Annotated in this window: 19 protein-coding genes, 3 tRNA genes and 1 pseudogene; 13 read left to right on the top strand and 10 right to left on the bottom strand. The window is 72.6% G+C overall.

The features are described 5' to 3' along the window. Nucleotides 1–55: 55 nt before the first annotated feature. Nucleotides 56–1,078: an NADP-dependent oxidoreductase gene (locus OG737_RS08535; RefSeq protein ID WP_328925523.1), complete on the bottom strand. Its 1,023-nt coding sequence runs from the start codon at nt 1,076–1,078 to the stop codon at nt 56–58. Between the two features lie 95 nt (nt 1,079–1,173). Here OG737_RS08535 and OG737_RS08540 point away from each other — a divergent pair, with 95 nt between their 5' ends. Then, nucleotides 1,174–1,599: a MarR family transcriptional regulator gene (locus OG737_RS08540; protein ID WP_328925524.1), complete on the top strand. Its 426-nt coding sequence runs from the start codon at nt 1,174–1,176 to the stop codon at nt 1,597–1,599. Nucleotides 1,600–1,608: 9 nt separating this feature from the next. Here OG737_RS08540 and OG737_RS08545 read toward each other — a convergent pair whose 3' ends face one another. Further along, nucleotides 1,609–2,241 (bottom strand): hypothetical protein, encoded by a 633-nt coding sequence (locus OG737_RS08545; RefSeq protein WP_405921382.1) that lies wholly within the window; start codon nt 2,239–2,241, stop codon nt 1,609–1,611. A gap of 159 nt (nt 2,242–2,400) precedes the next feature. Here OG737_RS08545 and OG737_RS08550 point away from each other — a divergent pair, with 159 nt between their 5' ends. Beyond that, nucleotides 2,401–2,991 carry a hypothetical protein gene (locus OG737_RS08550; RefSeq protein WP_328925526.1) on the top strand — a complete coding sequence of 197 codons (591 nt, stop codon included), beginning with the start codon at nt 2,401–2,403 and terminating at the stop codon, nt 2,989–2,991. Nucleotides 2,992–3,212: 221 nt separating this feature from the next. Here OG737_RS08550 and OG737_RS08555 read toward each other — a convergent pair whose 3' ends face one another. Next, complete coding sequence (locus tag OG737_RS08555; RefSeq protein ID WP_328925527.1) at nt 3,213–3,659, bottom strand: DUF1772 domain-containing protein; 447 nt, start codon at nt 3,657–3,659, stop codon at nt 3,213–3,215. 91 nt (nt 3,660–3,750) lie between these two features. On the opposite strand from OG737_RS08555, the gene OG737_RS08560 reads away from it, so the two are divergent. Then, entirely contained in the window at nt 3,751–4,329 is a 579-nt protein-coding gene (locus OG737_RS08560) for a TetR/AcrR family transcriptional regulator (RefSeq protein ID WP_328925528.1), read from the top strand. A 217-nt stretch (nt 4,330–4,546) separates the two neighbouring features. Here the strand turns inward: OG737_RS08560 and OG737_RS08565 are convergent, their stop codons facing one another. After that, nucleotides 4,547–5,257 (bottom strand): triacylglycerol lipase, encoded by a 711-nt coding sequence (locus OG737_RS08565; RefSeq protein ID WP_328925529.1) that lies wholly within the window; start codon nt 5,255–5,257, stop codon nt 4,547–4,549. Between the two features lie 209 nt (nt 5,258–5,466). Between OG737_RS08565 and OG737_RS08570 the strand changes: the two genes are divergently transcribed. Both OG737_RS08570 and OG737_RS08575 read left to right on the top strand, forming a co-directional pair. Further along, on the top strand, nt 5,467–6,504 hold the full coding sequence (locus tag OG737_RS08570) for a rod shape-determining protein (protein ID WP_328925530.1): 1,038 nt from the start codon (nt 5,467–5,469) through the stop codon (nt 6,502–6,504). Next, nucleotides 6,501–8,092: pseudogene (locus OG737_RS08575) on the top strand (GAF domain-containing protein). The gene OG737_RS08570 and the pseudogene OG737_RS08575 overlap by 4 nt, the downstream one beginning before the upstream one ends. A gap of 42 nt (nt 8,093–8,134) precedes the next feature. Here OG737_RS08575 and OG737_RS08580 read toward each other — a convergent pair. Then, nucleotides 8,135–8,575, bottom strand: coding sequence for an Lrp/AsnC family transcriptional regulator (locus OG737_RS08580; protein ID WP_328925532.1), 441 nt, complete (start codon nt 8,573–8,575; stop codon nt 8,135–8,137). A gap of 69 nt (nt 8,576–8,644) precedes the next feature. Here OG737_RS08580 and OG737_RS08585 point away from each other — a divergent pair, with 69 nt between their 5' ends. Further along, nucleotides 8,645–9,304, top strand: a complete 660-nt coding sequence (locus OG737_RS08585) for a LysE family transporter (RefSeq protein WP_328925533.1) — start codon at nt 8,645–8,647, stop codon at nt 9,302–9,304. A gap of 20 nt (nt 9,305–9,324) precedes the next feature. Then, nucleotides 9,325–10,680: a carboxyl transferase domain-containing protein gene (locus tag OG737_RS08590; protein WP_328925534.1), complete on the top strand. Its 1,356-nt coding sequence runs from the start codon at nt 9,325–9,327 to the stop codon at nt 10,678–10,680. Between the two features lie 15 nt (nt 10,681–10,695). On the opposite strand, the gene OG737_RS08595 is transcribed toward OG737_RS08590, so the two are convergent. After that, nucleotides 10,696–11,523, bottom strand: coding sequence for an AraC family transcriptional regulator (locus OG737_RS08595; RefSeq protein WP_328925535.1), 828 nt, complete (start codon nt 11,521–11,523; stop codon nt 10,696–10,698). Between the two features lie 48 nt (nt 11,524–11,571). On the opposite strand from OG737_RS08595, the gene OG737_RS08600 reads away from it, so the two are divergent. After that, nucleotides 11,572–11,937 (top strand): cupin domain-containing protein, encoded by a 366-nt coding sequence (locus OG737_RS08600; RefSeq protein WP_328925536.1) that lies wholly within the window; start codon nt 11,572–11,574, stop codon nt 11,935–11,937. Between the two features lie 48 nt (nt 11,938–11,985). Here the strand turns inward: OG737_RS08600 and OG737_RS08605 are convergent, their stop codons facing one another. Next, nucleotides 11,986–13,248 carry an MFS transporter gene (locus OG737_RS08605; protein WP_405921383.1) on the bottom strand — a complete coding sequence of 421 codons (1,263 nt, stop codon included), beginning with the start codon at nt 13,246–13,248 and terminating at the stop codon, nt 11,986–11,988. A 214-nt stretch (nt 13,249–13,462) separates the two neighbouring features. Between OG737_RS08605 and OG737_RS08610 the strand changes: the two genes are divergently transcribed. Further along, nucleotides 13,463–14,620, top strand: coding sequence for a glutamate--cysteine ligase (locus OG737_RS08610; protein WP_328925538.1), 1,158 nt, complete (start codon nt 13,463–13,465; stop codon nt 14,618–14,620). A gap of 76 nt (nt 14,621–14,696) precedes the next feature. Here the strand turns inward: OG737_RS08610 and OG737_RS08615 are convergent. From OG737_RS08615 to OG737_RS08625, 3 genes are all read right to left on the bottom strand, one after another. Further along, nucleotides 14,697–14,770: transfer RNA gene (locus tag OG737_RS08615), tRNA-Ile, on the bottom strand. 188 nt (nt 14,771–14,958) lie between these two features. Continuing rightward, a tRNA-Asn gene (locus OG737_RS08620) sits at nt 14,959–15,034 on the bottom strand. A 5-nt stretch (nt 15,035–15,039) separates the two neighbouring features. Continuing rightward, nucleotides 15,040–15,112: transfer RNA gene (locus OG737_RS08625), tRNA-Asn, on the bottom strand. 145 nt (nt 15,113–15,257) lie between these two features. Between OG737_RS08625 and OG737_RS08630 the strand changes: the two genes are divergently transcribed. From OG737_RS08630 to OG737_RS08645, 4 genes are all read left to right on the top strand, one after another. Further along, complete coding sequence (locus OG737_RS08630; RefSeq protein ID WP_405679986.1) at nt 15,258–15,557, top strand: YtxH domain-containing protein; 300 nt, start codon at nt 15,258–15,260, stop codon at nt 15,555–15,557. 49 nt (nt 15,558–15,606) lie between these two features. Beyond that, nucleotides 15,607–17,055: an FGGY family carbohydrate kinase gene (locus OG737_RS08635; protein WP_328925614.1), complete on the top strand. Its 1,449-nt coding sequence runs from the start codon at nt 15,607–15,609 to the stop codon at nt 17,053–17,055. A gap of 197 nt (nt 17,056–17,252) precedes the next feature. Further along, entirely contained in the window at nt 17,253–18,986 is a 1,734-nt protein-coding gene (locus tag OG737_RS08640; protein WP_328925615.1) for an ABC transporter ATP-binding protein, read from the top strand. Next, complete coding sequence (locus tag OG737_RS08645) at nt 18,983–20,905, top strand: ABC transporter ATP-binding protein (RefSeq protein WP_405679985.1); 1,923 nt, start codon at nt 18,983–18,985, stop codon at nt 20,903–20,905. Before OG737_RS08640 ends, OG737_RS08645 begins: the two co-directional genes overlap by 4 nt. Nucleotides 20,906–20,986: the final 81 nt, after the last annotated feature.

The raw sequence follows: 20,986 nt of genomic DNA on the forward strand, positions 1-20,986 counted from the left end.
TCCTCCTGGTAATCGCCGCGACTCGCGCCCACGGTCACGACGGTGTGGGGTGAGCCTAGCCGGTGAAAGAAACGATCATCTTTCCGGTGTTCTCGCCGCGCAGCATGCCGAGGAAGGCGGACGTCGCGTTCTCGACGCCCTCGACGACCGTCTCGTCGTACCGCAGTTCCCCGGAACGCAGCCATCCGGCGACGTCCTGGACGAACTGCTGCTGAAGGCCGGCGTGGTCGTTGACGAGGATGCCCTGCAGGCGCAGCCGCTTGCCGATGACCATCATCAGGTTGCGCGGACCGGGGGTGGGCACGGTGTCGTTGTATCCGGCGATCGCGCCGCACAGGGTGGCCCGGCCGCCCACCTTCATCGAGGAGATCGCGGCCTCCAGGTGGTCGCCGCCGACGTTGTCGAAGTAGACGTCGATGCCCTCGGGGGCGGCGGCGGGGAGCTGCTCGGCGACGGGGCCGTTCTTGTAGTTGAAGGCGGCGTCGAAGCCGTACTTCTCCGTGAGGAGGGTCACCTTCTCGTCCGAGCCGGCCGAGCCGATCACCCGCGAGGCGCCCTTGATCTTGGCGAACTGGCCGACGAGGCTGCCGACCGCACCGGCCGCGCCGGAGACGAAGACGGAGTCGCCCTCCTTGAAGGAGGCGACCTCGAAGAGGCCGGCGTAGGCGGTCAGGCCCGGCATGCCGAGCACGCCGAGGTAGGCGGAGAGCGGGGCGAGGGAGGCGTCCACCTTGGTGGCGAACTTCGCGTCGAGCTCCGCGTACTCGCGCCAGCCCAGGTGGTGCAGGACGTGGTCGCCGACGGCGAAGCCCTCGGCGGCGGAGGCGACGACCTCGCCGACCGCGCCGCCCTGCATCGGCTCGTCGAGCTGGAAGGGCGGGATGTAGGACTTCACGTCGTTCATCCGGCCGCGCATGTACGGGTCCACGGACATGTGGAGGTTGCGCACGAGGATCTGGCCGGCGGCGGGCTCGGCGGACACGGGCACCTCGCGCAGGGCGAAGTCCTCGGCGACGGGCCAGCCCTGCGGGCGACGGACGAGGTGCCACTCGCGGCTGACGGCGGGGATCTGAGACATGCGGCGCTCCTGGTAAGAACGAAATTGCTTCACTAGGTGAAACAACCATGCGCCTGGATATTTCATGTTGTCAAGTAAATGGGTACTCTGGATCCATGCCCAGTCGTCGCGTAGACCCAGTGACCGTCGAGGTCGTCGAACTCATCGGCGACGTCGTGACCCGGTACCACATGGAGTACGAGCATGCGGCCGCCAGCCACCAGCTGACCGGCGCGCAGGCCAAAGTGCTGAACCTGCTCTCCCTGGAGCCCATGCCGATGCGCCGCATCGCTCAGAAGCTGAGGTGCGAGCCCTCGAACGTGACCGGCATAGTCGACCGGCTGGAGACGCGCGGCCTGGTCGAGCGCCGCCCGGACCCCGCCGATCGCCGCGTGAAGCTGGCCGCCCCCACGGAGGAGGGCCTGCAGACGGCGGAGCGGCTGCGCGAGTCGCTGGACTTCGCGCGCGAGCCGCTGGCCGGCCTGTCCGCAGAAGAGCGGACGGCGCTGCGGGACCTGCTCAGGCGGATGCTCGGCGGCTGACCGCGGCCCCTACCAGCACTTCCAGCCCAGGAAGCCGCAGTCCTCGGGCGGCGTCGGCGTGGGCGCGGGCGGTGTCGGGGTGGATGTCGGCGGCTGCGGGCCGCCGGTGGCGCTCTGCGACGGCTTCCCCGACGTGGTCGGCTTCACCCCGGGGCGGGAAGTACCGGACGCCGACCGCGACGTCGAGGGCGCGGGGGCGGAGGACACCGGCGCCGGCTGCGCGGCACCCGCGGAAGGCGCTCCGCTGCCGCTCTTCTTCGCAGGCCCGGCGGCGGCCTTCGCGGTGGCCTTCCCCGACGGGCCCGCGGGCGCGCCGGACGTCGGCAGGTCCGGCAGCGGCTCGGGCTGCTGCGGACCGGCGTCATCGGTGAGCACCACCGTGGCGGCCCGGTCGGTGCTCTGGCCGTCGGTGGCCATGGTGGCCACCCCCACCGAGCCGGCGGTCGCCAGCAGCAGTCCGAGCCCGACGGCCAGCACGGTCCGGCGGTGCTTGCGCTGCGTGCTGCGGCGGCGGGCACCGGCTCTGCGCTCGTTCGGTACGGAGAGCACGACGAGCGAGTCCGCGTACACACCGGCCAGCGTGGGCTGCGGCGCGGGCTCGTCCGGCGCGGTCGTGGGCGCGGCGGCGGGCGCGGCGGGCATGAGGTACTCGGCCGGGGTTCCGCACCCGGCGCATGCCAGCGCGCCGTTGAGGTGCCTCCGACAGGCGGGGCAGTAGTTCATAGCGCCCGCAGGCTACGTGGTCCCCGGCAACATACGGATCCCGGGAACGTAAGGATCCTGTGTGGAATCGTGGGCTCCATGACAGCGAACCCGACTCCGGGTGCCCGGGGACCCTTCGGTCCGGCCGCCTTCCAGCTGGTGCTGCTGCGCAGGATGGCGGACTTCCAGCCGGACCTCGCCGACGAGGCCCGCAGGCGGCTCGGCGCCTCGCTCGCGGAGCAGCGGGAGGCGAACAAGCGCTGGCAGGCGATGGTCCGCTCACCCCGCTCCCGCGGCGCCCTCGCCCGCTACCGCTCGGTGCTCGGCCCGCCGCAGTCCGCGCAGCCGCGCAGGATCGGGGACCTGGAGTGCGAGGCCCTGCTGTGGCCGGTGCCGCTCTGGCCGGACCTGCGCTTCGAGGTGCTGGCCGCGCCGGACGGGGCGGTGTGGAACGAGTGGCTGGTACGGGCCCCGGGCGCGCGGGGGCCCGTACTGGAGTCGGCGGACGACCTGCGGCCCTGGTCGGCGACGGTGGACGAGGTGGCGCGCGCCTTCGCCCCGGCGCGGCCGCTGGAGGGCACCGCGCCGACCCGCTGGCGTCTGGCGTTCGCCGCGGCGGCGAAGCCGTGCGTGGCCGAGTTCACGTACGGCCTGCTCCAGCGGGTCTCCTTCGGGGAACCCGGGATCTAGGGGCCTCGCCGGGCTTCGGCTGCGTACCTCGGTGATCTGGATCAAAGACCTCAGCCGAACCGGAGCCGGGAGCCGCGCAGGTCATCGAGGGGAGTGGTGTGCCGGGATCGCAGTTGCGCGCTCTGAGCGGCAGCCGCATTCCCGGATGCCGGGATTTCGGTGGCCCGCCGCCGCCCGGGGAGCGGGACTGTGCGCCGCGGGCGCGGTGTCGGCCCGCGGGGTCAGATGAGGGCGGCGACCAGCAGGGCGAAGGCGGCGATGATGACGGCGACGCGGACGTAGTGGAAGCGGTCCCAGCGGTTCATCTGCTGCTCCCAGTCGGCGGGCCGGTTGTCAGGGGTCCACGTCTTGCTCCGGTTGTTGATCGGGACGAGCAGCAGGATCGACATGATCACGCTGAGGATCAGCAGCGCGCCAGCGGTGACGACGAGGCCGGTGCCGTGGTGGTGCCATCCGGCGACGGCCCAGACCGCGACGAGGATGAGCGAGGTGATGTACCAGACCGGCATCACGGCGCCGAGCATCCGGCCCCCGTGGGCGCGGCCGAGTTGGCCGCTGTCGCCGGGGAGTGCGTCGAGTATCCGGTTGATGACGAAGGCGACGGAGAACTCCACCCCCACCATCACGCCGACCACCACGGTGGTGAACACCTCGAGTGCGTTGAGCATGACGGCTCCTCCTGGGATCTAGCGTTGCTAGTTGATGAGGCAACGCTAGACCTACTGCCGCTCGATTGTCTAGCGATGCTAGGATCGAATCATGTCGGTACAGGAACGCAAGCAGCGGGAACGGGCGGACCGCGAGCGCCTCATCGTGGCGACGGCCCGCGAACTCGCCGAGCAGCAGGGCTGGGACGCGGTCACCACCCGCCGGCTCGCCGAGCGCATCGAATACAGCCAGCCCGTCCTCTACAGCCATTTCCGCGGCAAGCGCGAGATCATCGGCGCCGTCGCCCTGGAGGGTGCCGCCGAGATGGCCGCGGCGCTGCGGGCCGCGACCTCCGCCGCGGACGGCCCCCGCACCCGGGTCACCGCCCTCGCCCGCGCCTACCTCGGCTTCGCCGAACGCAACCCGGCGGTCTACGACGCCATGTTCGAGCTCGACGGCGGCCTGGCGTTCGCACACGAGGACACCCCCGAGCCGCTGAAGGACGCCTTCGCCGCGCTGCTGGAGAGCCTCGGCGAGGTCGCCGGGGACGGCGTCCACCCGGGGCTGTTCACCGAGGTGTTCTGGGCGTCCCTGCACGGCCTGGCGACTCTGACCCGGGCGGGACGGCTGCCTCCCGGGGACGCCGAACGGAGGGTGGAGCTGCTGGTGGACCGGCTCGCCATGATCTGACACGCCATCCCGGCGGGCACGCAGCCGGGGCTCTCGGGCCCCGCCGCTACCTGCCTGCGGCATCGCTTCCGGTCACTCGCGCCCACACGGCGAGCCGCAGACCGCCGGGCCCCGTACCCCGGACGGGCACCCGCCCCGCACGCCGCGATGCTCATCGATCACGACCCGACACGGCCCTCAGCGGCCTCGGGGAAGTAGGGCACGTCCCCGGGGCCGCTTAGGAGGCGAGGAAGGACCGGACGCCCGCCGAGGTGGCGTCGTCGCCGAGCAGGTCGTTGTGCTTCAGGCAGCCGACCGGCGTGTTGGCCGCCCCGGTCAGCGGGACGCTGTCGTCCGGGTTGACGATCTCGTCGCAGTTCGACCAGAAGGTCGCGTACTTCACCGTACCCGGGGTCTCGTCCCCGGCGTTCAGGTTCTTCACCACGTACGAGCCGGGGGTCATGTCCCGGCACGCCTGGTCCCACAGCGCGCAGGCCCACGCGGTGGAGGTGCCCCGGTTGGGCCCGGCCAGCGAGACCCAGTGGCCCACGGTGGCCGCGCCGCCGCCGAACTTCACGTACCAGCGGCTCACCAGGGAGCCGAAGGAGTGCGCGACGACGTCGACCCTGGCGGCGCCGGTCTGCCGGCGGACCTCCTCGACGTACGCGCCGAGCCGCCCGGCGAGGACCTCGTTGACCGACTGGTGGGTGTCGTACCCCCAGGAGAAGAGTTCCGAGTCGGTGTACCCGGCGGCGCGCAGGTCGCCGCGCAGGGCTCCCCAGACGCCCGGATCGGCGTTGTAACCGTGTACGAAGACCACCGGATTGCGCGATGATGCCTGGTCAGAGGCGTGGCCCACCCCCCGGTCGGCGGCATGGGAGGGGAAGGGCGCCAGCAGCGCCAGGCAGAGCGTCAGGAGTGCGAGCGCTCTCTGGCGGGCCGTCAGCATCGGGTCCCCTTTACCTTGTTACGCGCGGGTAGCGCGTGCGGTGCGCGCATGGTGCTGCCTGTCGGTACAGAAATCCACCCCCATGCACGCGCGAGGCACCCCCGGCCGGAGCAGCCCAACGGGCGGTTAGGGCCAAATGTCCGAGATGATATGAGAAGTGACCGGCATTCCGCCGGTCCTCTTGCGTCAGCGCTCTCGGAGGATCTGCCGTGACCGTCAGTCTTGAGCAGTTGCGCCGCTGCCACGTCGCCGTCGACCTGGGAGCCGCCAGGACCCGCGTGTACGTCAAGGGCGCCGGCCTCGTCGTCGACGAGCCCAGCGTCGCCGCGGTGAACACACGGACCGGCGCGCTCATCGCCGTCGGGACCTTCGCCGAGCGGATGACCGGCCGCACGCCCGACTACATCCGGGTCGTACGCCCCGTCTCCGGCGGCACAGTCGTCGACATCGAGATGGCCCAGCGGATGCTGCGCCACCTGCTCGGCGAGAAGCTGCGGCGCGCCCTGCGCCGCAAGCCCCGGCTGCGGGCCGCCGCCTGCACCCCGCACGACGCGGACCCGCTGGCCCAGCGGGCGACCGTGGAAACCCTCGTCGGGCTCGGCGCCCGCCGCGTCGAACTCGTCGACACCCTGATCGCGGCGGCCGTCGGCTGCGGCCTGCCCGTGGAGCAGCCGACCGCGACGATGATCATGGTGTGCGGGGCGGCGGCCACCCAGGTGGCCGTCCTCTCCCTCGGCTCGATCGTCACGGCCCAGCGGATCCCGGTCGGCGGCGAGGCCATCGACCACGCCGTGGTCCAGCACCTGCGCCACGCGCACGAGCTGATGCTGCCGAGCCAGGCGGTCCGGCCGCTCCAGCTGGCCCTGCACGGCAACGGCATCACCGCCGAGGGGCCGGCCTCCACCCTCATCCACGGCCGCGACGTGGCCACCGGGCTGGCCCGTTCCGTCCACGTGGACACGGCGGCGGTGCGCGACGCCATCCACACCCCGCTCACCGCCGTCCTCGACGGCATCGGCAAGGTGCTGCGGGACTGCCCGCCGGACCTGGTCGCGGACCTGACGGACCGGGGGATCATGATGGTGGGCGGCAGCGCCCTGCTGCCCGGCCTCGACCAGATGCTCCGCGACTCCACCGGGATGCCCGTCGCCATCGCGGAACGGCCGGACGTGTGCGCCGTACTGGGTCTCGGCGCGATGCTGGAAGGGAAGATCGCCCCCATGGTCCTCAACCCGCTGGCCGAATGACGAACGCCGGGACGGAGCCCGACGAGAAATCCCCGGAGGAGTCCGAAGAGGAGCCCGGCGAGTCGCCGGCGAGCCTCCCGGTGCTGCTGGAGGCGGTGCTCGGCGTCGGCTCCGAGCTGGAACTCAACACCACCCTCCAGCACATCGTGGACTCGGCGACCGAGCTCTGCGCGGCACGGTACGGAGCGCTCGGGGTCATCGACCCCGAGCGCGTCCGGCTGACCGCCCTCTTCACCACCGGGATCACCGAGGCCGAGCGGGCGGCCATCCCCCGGCTGCCCGACGTGCGCTCCGGCGTGTTCGGCGCGCTCGTGACCGATCCCCGGCCGCTGATGCTGGACGATCTGACGGCGGACCCGCGCTCGGCGGGGTTCCCGCCGGGCCACCCTCCGATGCACAGCTTCCTCGGCATACCGATCCGGGTGCACACCGAGGTCTTCGGCAACCTCTACCTCACCGAGAAGCGGGGCGGCGGCCCCTTCACCGACGAGGACCTCGCCCTGTTGCGCGTCCTCGCCTCGCAGGCGGGGATGGCGATCGGCAACGCCCGGCTCTTCGAGACCGCGCGCCGCCGGGAGCGCTGGATCGAGGGCGCCGCCGCCGTGACCACCACCCTGCTGGCCGGGCGCCCGGCGGCGGACGCGCTGATGTGCGTGGCCGAACGGGCCCGGCTGCTGGCGGACGCGGCGGCCGGGGTGGTGCTCCAGCCGACCCGCGAGGGCGGCATGGAGATCGTCGCCACGGGGACCCGGGCGACCTGGTGGGGACGGCGATCGCCCCCGGTTCGCCGGTGCTGGAACAACTACTCGGCGGCGAACCCGTCTTCATAGAGGACTCGGCCACCGATCCCCGGATGACCACGCACGTCCGGGAGCGGTTCGGGCCCAGCATGATGCTCCCGCTCCAGAGCGGCGGCCAGCTGATCGGCACCCTCGCCCTGCCGCGCGCCCGGGGCGGTCCCCCGTACGACGCCGTGGACCGGCTGCTGGCCTCGCAGTTCGCCTCCCAGGCGGCGCTGGCCCTCGTGCTCGCCGACGCGCAGCACGACCGGGAGCAGCTCGCGGTGTACGAGGACCGCGACCGCATCGCCCGCGACCTGCACGACCTGGTGGTCCAGCGGCTGTTCGCCACCGAGATGATGCTGGAGAGCACCCGGCGGCGCTCCTCAGCCGCGCCGTCGGGCGACACGGTGGGCGACGAGCTGAGCCGCGCCGTCGACGAGCTGGACTCCACCATCCAGGAGGTCCGCACCGCGATCTTCGCCCTGCAGCAGCCGCCGACCGACGCCCCGACGAGCTTCCGCGGGCGGGTCCTGCGCGAGACGGGCGGCGCGGCGGTGCTGCTCGGCTTCCAGCCCTCGGTGCACTTCACCGGAGCGGTGGACGCGCTGCTGCCGGAGCCCGCGGCGGACGAACTGCTGGCCGCCCTGCGCGGCGCGCTGGCCGCGGCGCACCGGCGCGGCGAGGTCACCTCCATCGAGGTGGAGGTGGACGCGACGCCGTACCGGGTCCGCCTGACCGTGGCGGACGACGGCCGCACGGAGTCGGGGACGCGGGGGACGGCGCTGACCTGGGAGTCGGCGCTGTAGCCCTGGCGGGCCGGCCGGGGCCGGGCCGGCTCCGGCGGGGTCCTACGGTCGGCCCGGCCGGTTGGCGGCGCGCAGCGCGATGCGGGTGCTGGACTGCGCCACCCCGGCCTCCCGCTTCAGGCGGCGGAGCAGGCCGTCGAGCGCGGCGGGGTCGGCAGCCCGGGCCCGTACGAGGTAGTCGTGCTCGCCCGTCACGTGCACGACCTCGGTGACTCCCGGGAGCTTGGCGACCTGCCGCTCGAACTCCTCGTTCGTCGTGTCCTGGCGCAGGATGACGTCGATGAAGACGACGAGCCCGCCGCGGGTGTCGGCGGCAGGGTCGACCACGATGGTGAACCCCCGGATCACACCGTCCCGGCGCATCCGGCGCACCCGGTCGGCCGCCGCGTTGGCACTGAGGCCGACCCGGACGCCGAGGTCGCGGTACGAGATCCGCGCATCCTGCTGCAGAATGCCGAGGATTTCCCTGTCGAGGCGGTCCATGCCGCGATTCTCGCAGCCGGAGCCGATATCGGTGCCCGTCCCGCGGCCCGGGGGCCGGACCCTCCCCCCATGAGCGAACTGACGACACCGGCCCTGGCGGGCGCGGTCGCGGGCCTGGGCGTGGCGATGCCGATGGGTGCGATGAGCGTGCTGCTGCTCCAGGAGGCGATGCGCCACCGCCGGGCGGCGGTGGCGGCCGCCGCGGGCATCGCGGCGGTCGACCTCGGGTACGCCGCGCTGGCCACCGCCCTGGGCCCGTGGGTGGCCTCCCACATCTCCCCGGTCGAGGCCTGGGTCCGGCTGGCCTCGGCCGCGATCCTCCTGGCCATCGCCGCCCGCGGCATCGCCGCGTCCCGCCGCCGCCCCGGACTGGCACCCCCACCACCGCGCGATCCGTCGGCCCGTGCCACCGGGCCGGGAGCCGGAACCGGCCCCCGGCCGGCCAAGGCCTTCGCGCGGTATGTCGGCCTCACCGCCCTCAACCCCACCACCGCCCTCTACTTCGCCGCCCTCACCACCGCGCAGGGCGCCGCGCTGCGCACCGGCCCGGCCGGAGCCGCCTTCCTCCTCGGCGTCGGCGCCGCCTCGCTCCTGTGGCAGCAGGCCCTCGTCGCACTCGGCGCACTCGCCGGGAGCAGGATCTCCGACGGCGCCCGCGCGTGGACCTTCCGACTCGGCTACGGCCTCGTCGCCGCCTATGCGATCAAGATCGCCCTTCCCCTTCCGTGAACAACCCCTAGGGTGAGCCCGTGACGACGACCCGCCTCTCGGCCCGCGCGGCCATCGCCTCCGTGACAGACCCCGGCAGCTTCACCGAACTCCCCGCCCCGCGACGGGAGTCACCGGCCGACGGCCCCCTGGCCTGGACCGGCTACGACGACTCCCGCGCCCGCGCCCGCGCGCACACCGGCGAGCAGGAGTCCGTCGTCACCGGCACCGCCCTCATCGGCGGCCTCGAAGCCACCGTGATCTCCTTCGAGTTCGGCTTCCTCGGCGGTTCGCTGGGCGAGCGCACCGGAGACCGGCTCGAAGCCGCGTACAGCCACGCTCGCGAGCACCGCCTCCCCCTCGTCTCCCTCATCGCCACCGGCGGCTCCCGCATGCAGGAGGGGATGCTCGCGCTGACCCAGCTCCAGCGCGTGGCCCGCCAGTGCGTCCTGACCCGCGCCGCCGGGCTGCCCCAGATCGCCGTCCTGCGCGATCCGACCACCGGCGGCGGCTGGGCCACGCTCGGTGCCGGGGCCGACGTCGTCCTCGCGCTGCCCGGAGCCCAGGTCGGCTTCGCCGGGTCCCGGGTGCGGCCCGCGGACGCGGACCCGGCGGCCTACTGCGCCGAGGGGCAGTACGCCGCCGGGCACGTGGACGCCGTCGTCCCCCCGGCCGAGCTCCCCGGGGTCCTGTCCGACTGGCTCCGCGTCCTGACCGCGCCCCGCGCCGACGCCCCCGCCCCGCCCCCGGCCGCGCTCGACGACGTACCGCCTCCGGCGACCGGCTGGGACGCGGTCCGCCAGGCCCGTCATCCGGACCGCCCGCGCGCCGGGGCGTACCTGGACGCGTACTTCGGCCTCCGCCTCTCCGTCTCCGGGGACCGGGTGGGCGGCACCGACCCCGGGATGCTGTGCGGATTCGGGCTGCGGGAGGGCCGGGCCGTGGCGTACGCCGCCCAGTGCGGCACCGCCACCCGCCCGGCGGGATACCGTACGGCCGCCCGCGTCGTCCGCCTCGCGGACCGGCTCGGCATCCCCGTGCTCACCCTGGTGGACACCCCGGGTGCGGCCAACGACGCCGCCGCCGAACACGAGGGCGCGGGCGCGGCCATCGCGGACACCTTCGCGGCACTGGCCGCGGCCGCGGTCCCCGTCACGACCCTGCTGATCGGCGAGGGCGGCTCGGGCGGCGCCCTCGCGCTGGCCGCGCCGGGCAACACCTGGGTCACCCCGGACAGCTACTTCTCGGTGATCGCCCCGGAACTGGCGGCGGCCATCCTCAAGCGCCCCCCGGCGGCCGCCCCCGCCACGGCGGACCAACTCCGCATCCGCCCCCAGGACCTGGTGGCGCTGGGCGTCGCCCGCGGCATCGTCGCCCCGGAAGGCCAGGCCCTGTAGACCCGGCGCGGGTGCTCACCCCCGGCCCGACCGGGCGTAGCGCGCCGGGCTGATCCCGACGTGCCTCCCGAAGTGCCGGGTCAGATGGGCCTGGTCGTAGAAGCCCGCCGCCGTGGCCGCCTCGGCCGGCCGCGCCCCCGCCAGCAGCAGCCGCCGCGCCAACGCCACCCGCTGCCCCGTGAGGTACGCGTGCGGCGGCAGCCCGTACGCCGCCGTGAAGCTGCGGATCAGGTGCGTGGGGTGGCAGCGGTTACCGGAAGCCCGCCCCAGCTCCGCCGAGGCCTCCTCCAGCGTGATCCCCTCGGCCACCCGCTCGTCGAGCAGCTCGCGCAGCCGTACGGCGACACCCGCGCCCGGCGGCCCGCCCGCCGGTGCCTCACGCCCGGTCAGCCTCCGGTGCAGCCGCTCCCGTACGAAGGCCAGCCGCGCCTGCGACTCGAAGGACTCCCGTTCCCCCAGCGCCACGTGCAGCCGGTGCACGCGGTCCCGCAGCGCCGGGTCGAGCAGCAGCGGGGTGTCGACGGCGGCTCCGGTCAGCCGCTCCGGCAGCACCGAGGTGTCCAGGTACAGGACGCGCTTGCGGAAGCCGGCCTCCGTCACGGTCCGTCCGTCGTGGACGACGCCGGGCGGCAGCAGGACCACCGCGTCCGACACCCCGACGCCGTGCCGCTCCCGGTCCAGCGCGAAGTCGACCCGCCCGCCGTCCAGGATCATCAGCGCCCAGGTGTCGTGCACGTGCGCCGGGTACGCGTGGTCGGTGAACCGGGCGTGGAAGACCTCGGCGATGCCCGGCACTGTCGGCTGCCAGGCGGAAACGGTGCTGCGCGGACGTATCGCGGCCATGTCAGGAACGTACAAGACCGCCCGCGGGCACCCCGGCAGGCTGTCCGCATGACAACGCCGCAGAAGGTCGACATCGCCGAGAAGCTGGCCGGTTTCAGCGAGCGGTGGGCCCCGCGCCGCATCGCCCGCGTCAACGACTACGAGGTCAAGGCCGCCAAGATCCAGGGTGAGTTCGTCTGGCACACGCACGAGGACACCGACGAGCTCTTCCTCGTGGTCAGCGGCACCGTGACGATCCGGCTCCGCGACGGGGACGTCGTGCTGGGCCCCGGCCAGATGTACGTCGTCCCCCGCGGGGTGGAGCACTGCCCGGCGGCGGACGAGGAGGCGGAGATCCTGCTGTTCGAACCCACCGGAACCACCAACACCGGCAGCACGGGCGGCGACCGCACCCGGGAACCGGTGGACGCGTAAGGCCCCGGGCGCAGGACACCGGGCCGCGGGCGTCCTGCGCCCGGCGTCCTACGCCTGCGGCGAGCGTGCGTCGTAGCGGGCGAACGCCCGCCAGCGGAGCGCGAGCAGGGCCAGCACGGCCACGCAGGCGAGGCCGCCGCCCGTGATCGCCACGGCCGGGGAGGTCAGGTCCGCGGTGGTCCCGGCGAGGAAGTCCCCGAGCCGGGGTCCGCCCGCGACGACCACGATGAAGACGCCCTGGAGGCGTCCGCGCATGTCGTCCGGGGTGGCGGCCTGGAGCATGGTGGTGCGGAACACCATGGAGATGGTGTCCGCGCACCCGGCCAGGGCCAGGAAGAACAGACCGAGCCACAGGTTCCGGGTGAGCCCGAAGACGGCGATGGCCAGGCCCCACGCGGCGACGGCCACGAGGATGGCCAGCCCGTGTCGGCGGACGCGGCCCTGCCAGCCGGAGAACAGCCCGCCCAGCAGCGCCCCGACGGCGGGCGCGGCCACCAGCAGGCCGACCGTCTTCGCGTCGCCGCCGTACCAGAGCACGGCGATGGCCGGGAACAGCGCCTTCGGCTGCGCCAGCACCATGGCGGCCATGTCGGAGAAGAAGGTCATCCGGATGTTGGGCCGGGTCCCGAGGAAGCGCAGACCGTCGGCGACGGAGGCCCTGCCGCGCGTCCCCTCGGCGCGGTCGGGCTTCATCGACGGCAGCCGCCACATCGCGTAGAGGGCGGCCGTGAAGGTCACGACATCGATGAGGTAGGCCGCCTGGTACCCCCACCAGCCGACGATCAGCCCGCCCAGCATCGGGCCGGCCATCATCCCGGACGTCATGGTCACGGAGTTCAGCGCGTTGGCGGCGGGCAGCTGCCCGGACGGCAGCAGCCGCGGGATCATGGCGGACCGGGCCGGTCCGGAGAGCGCCCCGCACACCGCCTGGAGCGCGACGACGGCGTACAGGAACCACACCCGGTGGTAGCCGAGCAGCGCGGCCGCGGCGAGCGCGGCCGACAGCCCGGCGGCGCCCAGAGAGCTGTAGAGGCCGAGCTTGCGCCGGTCCACGGTGTCGGCGATGGCTCCGCCGTAGAGCCCGAAGGTGACGAGCGGGACGAGCGAGAAGAGTCCGACGAGCCCGACGGAGAAGCTGGACCGCGTGATGTCGTAGACCTGGAGCGAGATCGCGAGGGCGGTCATCGCCTGGCCGAGCCAGGAGACCGTGCCGCCGATCCACAGCCGCCGGTAGTCAAGGGACGTGCGGAGCGGGGTGAGGTCGGCGAATATTCGCCGCTGCGGGCGGTCGGGCACGGCGGTACGGGTCACAGCGGATGATAACCAGGGGGCGCTGCGGCCCTCTGGTCATTTTTCCGGCGTTCGCACACCGGCAACAGTCACCCCACCCGGACCCCGGGCCCCACACCGGGGCGCCCCTTGCCGCTAACTCGCCACTATCACCGGACTTTTGACCGAATCGGCGTACGCTCCCCGCCTCGCGTTCGGCTCATGATGAAAAGACTCGTATGTCCAGGGAGGCGTAGTGATCGAACCTGGCAACAGCACCACGAGCACCGGCAGCGCGCAGAACACGGTGCGCCCCGCCGTTCCCCTCACCGTCGGTATCGAGGAGGAGTTCCTCCTCGTCGACGCCCGCACCTTCCGGGTGGTCCCCGCCGCCCCGCTCGTCCTCGCCACGGCCGGCGGGGTGCCGGGCGAGATACACCCCGAGGGCACCCGCTACCAGGTGGAGATCTCCACCCCGATCGCCCACTCGGCGGCCTCGCTGCGCGAAGAGCTCGCCACCCTGCGGCGCACCCTCGGGCGGGCGGCCCGCGCCCACGGCTGCCGCCTGCTGGCCGCACCCTCGCCGGTCGTGGCCGTCGAGGGGCCGCTGCACCTGACCGACGACGAGCCGCGCCAGCGCGAGCAGCACCGCCGCTTCGGCTCGCTCACCGACACCCTCGTGAGCTGCGGCCGCCACGTCCACATCGGCACGCTCGACGTGGACACGGCGGTGGCGGTGTCCAACCGGGTCAGACCGTGGCTGCCGACGCTGATCGCGCTGGCCGCCAACTCGCCTTTCTGGGGCGGCCGTGACACCGGCCACGCCAGCTGGCGGGCGATGGCCTGGTCGGGCTGGCCCTCGGCGGGGCTGCCCCCGCACTTCACGTCCACGGCCCACTTCCGGCTCTCGGTACAGACCCTGCTCGGCTCCGGGGCGGCCCTGGACACCAAGATGGTCTATTGGGACGTCCGCCCGTCAGGTCACTGGCCGACGCTCGAGGTCAGGGCGCCGGACATGTCCCCGGACATCGACACGGCCGTCCTCCAGGGCGAGCTGGTCCGCGCCCTGGTGACCACGGCCTTGCAGGAGATCGCGGAGCAGCGGCCCGAGCCGGCCCTGCGGGACGACGTACTGCGCCTGGCGCGCTGGCGGGCGGCCCACGACGGCCTGGAGGGCTTCGGCCTCGACCCGTACACGGGCGCCGAACTTCCGGCGGCCGATCTCGCGGAGGCCCTGCTGGACCTGGTCGCCCCGGCGCTGGCCGCCGCCGGCGACCTCGACCACGCGGCCAAGACCCTGGGCGCCCTCCTCCGGGACGGCTCGGGCGCCCACCGCCAACGCGCTGCCTTCGCGCGCCGCCAGGACCTGGCGGACGTACTGCGCTACCTCACGGACGAAACGGAGAACTTCTAGCCGGGCACCGGATCCCCGGATCCCCTGGAAACGCCAAAGCCGCAGGTGCAATCGTTTCTGTACCTGCGGCTCGCGGTGGGGCGGGTGGGACTCGAACCCACGGCCGACGGATTATGAGTCCGCTGCTCTAACCGGCTGAGCTACCGCCCCTTCACGGCGTGGCGCGTACATGTGTGCGCGCCGTCTGCCGCAGCATAGCCGCTCATACGATCTCCTGCCTCGGATGCCTCGCATGATCGGCTTCGCCTGTTCAGAGAGACCGCGCTGAGGGCTGCCCGGTTCCGTTCGGAGGCGACAAAAAAGACGAAGAGGACCCACGAGGGGCCCTCTTCGTCTCTTGGCTCCCCCGGCTGGACTCGAACCAGCAACCCTCCGGTTAACAGCCGAATGCTCTGCCAATTGAGCTACAGGGGACCGCGCTCCCCCGACTGGACTCGAACCAGTAACCTGCCGGTTAACAGCCGGCTGCTCTGCCAATTGAGCTACAGGGGATTGCTGCGGTGCATCGAACAGCCCACCTCCGGCCTTGCCGGGGGGCGAGCGCCCGTTGCGAGTCATAGATTAGCGCAAGCAGGGGGGTGCTCCGCCAATCGGTATCGACAGCAGGCCGGGCACCACACGACGAAGGGTGGCAGGCATGCGGTACAAGGTCACGTTCGTGGTCGGACTGACCCTCGGGTACGTGCTCGGAACCCGGGCCGGGCGCGAGCGCTACGAATCCATGAAGAAGTCCCTGCGGGAGTTCACGCAGAACCCCGCGGTGCGCAACGCCGCCGAGACCGCCGGGCACACCGGGCGCGAGTACGCCGGCAAGGCCTTCTCCGCGGTGAGCGAGAAGGTCGGTGACGCCGTACCGGTCTCCCTGTCCGGCCGGGTACGGGGACGGCGCGACCGGGTCGGCGGCGTCGACGACGACTGGGGCACCAGCAACACCTGAGGTGTCCGAGGCGGATGAGTCCGGCCCGGCGTGCGGCAGAATTCTCCGTATGGGGATAGTCGCCGGGCTGGACAGCTCTTCAGCCTTCACTCGCATAGTCGTCTGCGACACCGAAACGGGTGCCGTGCTGCGCCAGGGGTACGCACCCCATCCACAGCCCGCCGGGGAACCCGAAGGCGCCAATCCCCACGAGACCGATCCGCAGGCCTGGCTGCTCTCGCTGGGCGAGGCCGCCGGCGGCGGGCTCCTCGAAGGGGTCCAGGCCATAGGGGTCTCCGCCCAGCAGCACGGGCTGCTGCCGCTGGACACGCAGGGCGGGCTGGTGCGCCCCGCCCTGGTCGGCAACGACAAGCGCGGGCAGGTGGCCGCCGCCGACCTCATCGACGCCCTCGGGGGGCGGCACGCCTGGGCCGAGGCGGTGGGCTCGGTCCCGCACTCCGCGCAGCCCCTGGCGAAGCTGGCCTGGCTGGCCCGCACCGAGCCCGAGGCCGCCCGCCGGGTGGCCGTCGTGATGTCCCCGCACGACTGGCTCGTCTGGCAGCTGCTGGGCCGGCCGGTCCGCCGGACCACCGACCGGGGCGGCGCCTCCGGTACCGGGTACTGGTCGGCCGCCACCAGCTCCTGGCGTCCCGACCTCGTCGAGCTGGCGCTCGGGCACCAGGCGCTGCTGCCCGAGGTGCTCGGCCCGGCCGACACCGCCGGGACCACGCCCGAGGGGCTGTTGATATCGGCCGGCACCGGCGAGACGATGGCCGCCGCCCTCGGGCTGGGGCTCGGCCCCGGCGACGCGGTGGTCTCGCTCGGGGCGTCCGGTTCGGTGATGGCGGTGCACCACGAGGCGCTGTCGGAGCCGGGCGGTCTGATCACCTCCCTGGCCGACGCCAGTGGCATGCACCTGCCGGTGGTGAACACCTCCAACGCCGTACGGGCGCTGCGCGGCACCGCCGAGCTGCTGGGCACCGACCTGGAGGGGCTGTCCGAGCTCGCGCTGAAGTCGACGCCGGGCGCGCACGGCCTCGTACTCCTGCCGTACCTGGAAGGTGAGCGGACGCCGAACCTGCCGCACACCGCCGGCACCCTGTCCGGGCTGCGCCGGGACTCGATGAAGCCGGAGCACCTGGCCCGGGCCGCTTTCGAGGGCATGCTCTGCGGGCTGGTGGACGCCCTCGACGTGCTGCGCTCGCGCGGGGTCGAGATCCGCCGGGTGTTCCTGCTGGGCGCGGCGGCCGAACTGCCCGCCGTACAGGCCGCGGCCCCCGGGCTGTTCGGGACGCAGATCGTCGTACCGGCGCCCGCCGACTACGCGGCGCTGGGCGCGGCGCGCCAGGCGGCGTGGGCGCTCGGAGTGGCGCAGGGCACGCTGGCCCCGCACACCCCGCCGGTGTGGCCCGCCCCGGCGGCGCAGGTGTTCGAGCCGGGCGAGGAGTTCCCGGCGTGGCAGGCGGTGCGCCAGCAGTACATTGCGACGAGGGAGCAGATCCACCCCGGCGCGTTCTAGGCCCTGCCGTCGCGGGGCGGACGGAAATTCGACGGCAGGCCCTCGGGCCTGCCGGTCCGCCGTACGACGGCTCGGTCCCGGGTCGCAGGGCGGCCTACTCCTTTTGACCGGCCTTTGCGAAAAGCGGTGGGGATCGGGCCGCCCGTTGGCAGAAGATGGGGTGAATCCCCCTCGATCTTGCCGACCGGAGCCTGCGCGTGCTCATACGACTTCTGCGGACCCATCTGGGTCAGTACCAAAAACCCATCGCCCTGCTGGTCCTGCTGCAGCTGCTGCAGACCAGCGCGACCCTCTATCTGCCCACCCTCAACGCGGACATCATCGACACCGGTGTCGTCAACGGCGACACCGGCTACATCCTGCGCTTCGGTGCGCTGATGCTCGGTGTCTCCCTCGTCCAGCTCGTCTGCAACGTCGGCGCCGTCTACTACGGAGCCCGCACGGCGGCGGCCTTCGGGCGGGACGTGCGCGCCGCCGTCTTCGACCGTGTCCAGAGCTTCTCCGCGCGGGAGCTCGGCCAGTTCGGGGCCCCGTCCCTGATCACCCGTTCGACGAACGACGTCCAGCAGATCCAGATGCTGGTCCTGATGACCTTCACCCTGATGGTCTCGGCGCCGATCATGTGCGTGGGCGGGATCGTCATGGCGCTGTCGCTCGACGTGAAGCTGTCGGGCGTCCTGCTCGCCGTCGTTCCCGTGCTCGGTCTGTCGGTCGGCGCCATCGTCCTCAAGACGCGGCCGCTGTTCCGCCTGATGCAGGCCCGCCTGGACACCGTGAACCGGGTGCTGCGCGAGCAGATCACCGGCAACCGGGTGATCCGCGCCTTCGTCCGCGACACGTACGAGAAGGATCGTTTCCGGGAGGCCAACGAGGACCTCACCGGGGTCTCGCTGGCCGCCGGCAAGCTCCTCGCCCTGATGTTCCCCACGGTCATCGTGGTCGTGAACATCTCCAGCGTCGCCGTCATCTGGTTCGGCGCGATGCGCGTCGACAGCAACGGCATGGAGATCGGCCAGCTGACGGCCTTCCTCGCCTACCTGCTGCAGATCGTCATGGCCGTGATGATGGCCACCTTCATGTTCATGATGGTGCCGCGCGCCGAGGTCTGCGCCGAGCGCGTCCAGGAGGTCCTGGACACCCGTTCCAGCGTGGTCCCGCCGGCCGACCCGGTCCGCGAGCTCGCCCGGCGCGGGCTCCTCGAACTGCGCGGCGCCGACTTCCGCTACCCGGGCGCCGAGGCCCCGGTGCTGCGCGGGGTGGACCTGGTGGCCCGCCCCGGCGAGACCACCGCGGTGATCGGCTCCACCGGAAGCGGCAAGTCCACCCTGCTGGGCCTGGTCCCGCGGCTGTTCGACGCGACCGGCGGCGATGTGCTGGTCGACGGCGAGGACGTACGCCGGCTCGAACCGGAACTGCTCGCCAGGACGGTCGGCATGGTCCCGCAGAAGCCGTACCTCTTCTCCGGAACCGTCGCCTCCAACCTGCGCTACGGCCGCCCGGACGCGAGCGACGAAGAGCTGTGGCGGGCCTTGGAGGTGGCCCAGGCGAAGGACTTCGTGTCCGAGCTGGAGGGTGGCCTGGAGGCTCCCATCGCCCAGGGCGGAACCAATGTCTCCGGCGGCCAGCGCCAGCGTCTGGCCATCGCCCGCGCCCTGGTGCAGCGCCCGGAGATCTATCTGTTCGACGACTCCTTCTCGGCCCTGGACTACGCGACGGACGCGGCGCTGCGCGCGGCACTCGCCCGCGAGACCGAGGACGCGACCGTGGTGATCGTCGCCCAGCGGGTCTCCACGATCCGCGACGCCGACCGGATCATCGTCCTGGACGAGGGCCAGGTGGTGGGCGAGGGGCGCCACCACGAGCTGATGGCCGGCAACGAGACCTACCGGGAGATCGTGCTCTCCCAGCTGACGGAGGCGGAGGCCGCATGAGCGGGCCCGGAGGACGGATGATGGCGGGGCCGGCCCAGCGGTCCATGGATTTCAAGGGTTCGGGGAAGCGGCTGCTGCGTCAGCTCGCACAGGACCGGGTCAAGCTGTGGGGCATGGTCGCGGCCGTCGTCGGCAGCGTCGGCTGCGCGGTCGTCGGTCCGAAGATCCTCGGCCAGGCCACCGACCTGGTCTTCGCGGGGATCGTCGGCCGGCAGATGCCGGCCGGGCTCACCAAGCAGCAGGCGCTGGACGGGCTGCGCGACAGGGGCCAGGGCGGCATGGCGGACATGCTGTCCGGCACCGACTTCACCCCGGGCGAGGGCATCGACTTCGGTGCCGTCGGGGTCGTCGCCCTCTGGGCGCTGGTGGTCTTCGTCCTCGCGGGCCTGCTCATGCTGGTCGCCACGAGGCTGTCGAACCACGTGATGAACGGCACCGTCTACCGGATGCGCGAGGAGCTCCAGGCGAAGCTGTCGCGGCTGCCGCTGTCGTACTTCGACCAGCAGAAGCGAGGTGAGGTGCTCAGCCGGGCCACCAACGACATAGACAACATCGGCCAGACGCTGCAGCAGACGATGGGCCAGTTGCTGAACTCGCTGCTGACCATCGTCGGCGTGCTGGTGATGATGTTCTGGATCTCGCCGCTGCTGGCGCTGGTCGCGCTGGGGACCGTACCGGTCTCCGTCTTCGTCGCGGCGAAGATCGGCAAGAAGTCGCAGCCGCAGTTCGTGGCGCAGTGGAAATCGACCGGTGCGCTGAACGCCCACATCGAGGAGATGTACTCGGGCCACACGCTGGTCAAGGTCTTCGGCCGGCAGAAGGAGTCCGCGGCCGTCTTCGCCGAGCAGAACGAGGCGCTGTACCGGGCCTCCTTCAAGGCGCAGCTGGTCAGCGGCATCATGCAGCCGGTGATGCTGTTCATCTCGAACATCAACTACGTGCTGATAGCCGTCGTCGGCGGGCTCCGGGTCGCCTCGGGCACCCTGTCGATCGGTGATGTGCAGGCCTTCATCCAGTACTCGCGGCAGTTCTCGATGCCGCTGACCCAGGTCGCCTCGATGGCGAACCTCGTGCAGTCCGGTATCGCCTCGGCGGAGCGGGTCTACGAGCTGCTCGACGCGGAGGAGCAGGAGCCGGACGCCGAGGTTCCGGAGTGCCCGGAGGAGCTGCGCGGCCAGGTCACGCTCGACAAGGTGGCCTTCCGCTACGAGCCGGACAAGCCGCTGATCGAGAACCTCTCGCTGTCGGTCGAGCCGGGCCAGACGGTCGCGATCGTCGGCCCGACGGGCGCCGGCAAGACGACGCTCGTCAACCTGCTGATGCGGTTCTACGAGGTCACGGGCGGCGAGATCGCCCTGGACGGCGTGGACATCGCGAAGATGACGCGCGAGGAGCTGCGCGGCGGCATCGGCATGGTGCTGCAGGACACCTGGCTGTTCGGCGGCACCATCGCGGACAACATCGCCTACGGCGCCTCGCGCGAGGTCACGCGCGCCGAGATCGAGGAGGCGGCGCGTGCGGCCCACGCGGACCGCTTCATCCGCACCCTCCCGGACGGCTACGACACCGTGCTGGACGACGAGGGCGCGGGCGTCAGCGCCGGCGAGAAGCAGCTGATCACCATCGCCCGGGCGTTCCTGTCGGACCCGGTGATCCTGGTGCTCGACGAGGCGACGAGCTCGGTCGACACCCGTACCGAGGTGCTGATCCAGAAGGCGATGGCGCGCTTGGCGCACGGCCGTACGTCGTTCGTGATCGCGCACCGGCTGTCCACGATCCGCGACGCGGACGTGATCCTGGTGATGGAGAGCGGCTCGATCGTGGAGCAGGGCACGCACGAGGAGCTGCTGGCATCCGGCGGCGCCTACGCGCGGCTGTACGCGGCGCAGTTCGCCCAGGCGGTCGCCGAGGTCGACTAGGCCGGTCGGTGTGGGTGGTGATCGGGGGCGCCCTTCGGGGCGCCCCCTTTCGCGTTTATGCCCCGGCCTTTCCGCCCCGGT

The sequence above is a fragment of the Streptomyces sp. NBC_00122 genome (assembly GCF_045160845.1).
Taxonomy (GTDB): Bacteria; Actinomycetota; Actinomycetes; order Streptomycetales; family Streptomycetaceae; genus Streptomyces.

Bases quoted from the DNA above. Each gene is read 5' to 3' on its own strand.
- OG737_RS08555 (WP_328925527.1), bottom strand. From the start codon at position 3,659: ATGCTCAACGCACTCGAGGTGTTCACCACCGTGGTGGTCGGCGTGATG.
- OG737_RS08565 (WP_328925529.1), bottom strand. From the start codon at position 5,257: ATGCTGACGGCCCGCCAGAGAGCGCTCGCACTCCTGACGCTCTGCCTG.
- OG737_RS08635 (WP_328925614.1), top strand. From the start codon at position 15,607: ATGGGGATAGTCGCCGGGCTGGACAGCTCTTCAGCCTTCACTCGCATA.
- OG737_RS08645 (WP_405679985.1), top strand. From the start codon at position 18,983: ATGAGCGGGCCCGGAGGACGGATGATGGCGGGGCCGGCCCAGCGGTCC.
- OG737_RS08630 (WP_405679986.1), top strand. From the start codon at position 15,258: ATGCGGTACAAGGTCACGTTCGTGGTCGGACTGACCCTCGGGTACGTG.
- OG737_RS08595 (WP_328925535.1), bottom strand. From the start codon at position 11,523: ATGGCCGCGATACGTCCGCGCAGCACCGTTTCCGCCTGGCAGCCGACA.
- OG737_RS08540 (WP_328925524.1), top strand. From the start codon at position 1,174: ATGCCCAGTCGTCGCGTAGACCCAGTGACCGTCGAGGTCGTCGAACTC.
- OG737_RS08550 (WP_328925526.1), top strand. From the start codon at position 2,401: ATGACAGCGAACCCGACTCCGGGTGCCCGGGGACCCTTCGGTCCGGCC.
- OG737_RS08560 (WP_328925528.1), top strand. From the start codon at position 3,751: ATGTCGGTACAGGAACGCAAGCAGCGGGAACGGGCGGACCGCGAGCGC.
- OG737_RS08545 (WP_405921382.1), bottom strand. From the start codon at position 2,241: ATGCCCGCCGCGCCCGCCGCCGCGCCCACGACCGCGCCGGACGAGCCC.
- OG737_RS08585 (WP_328925533.1), top strand. From the start codon at position 8,645: ATGAGCGAACTGACGACACCGGCCCTGGCGGGCGCGGTCGCGGGCCTG.
- OG737_RS08535 (WP_328925523.1), bottom strand. From the start codon at position 1,078: ATGTCTCAGATCCCCGCCGTCAGCCGCGAGTGGCACCTCGTCCGTCGC.
- OG737_RS08600 (WP_328925536.1), top strand. From the start codon at position 11,572: ATGACAACGCCGCAGAAGGTCGACATCGCCGAGAAGCTGGCCGGTTTC.
- OG737_RS08580 (WP_328925532.1), bottom strand. From the start codon at position 8,575: ATGGACCGCCTCGACAGGGAAATCCTCGGCATTCTGCAGCAGGATGCG.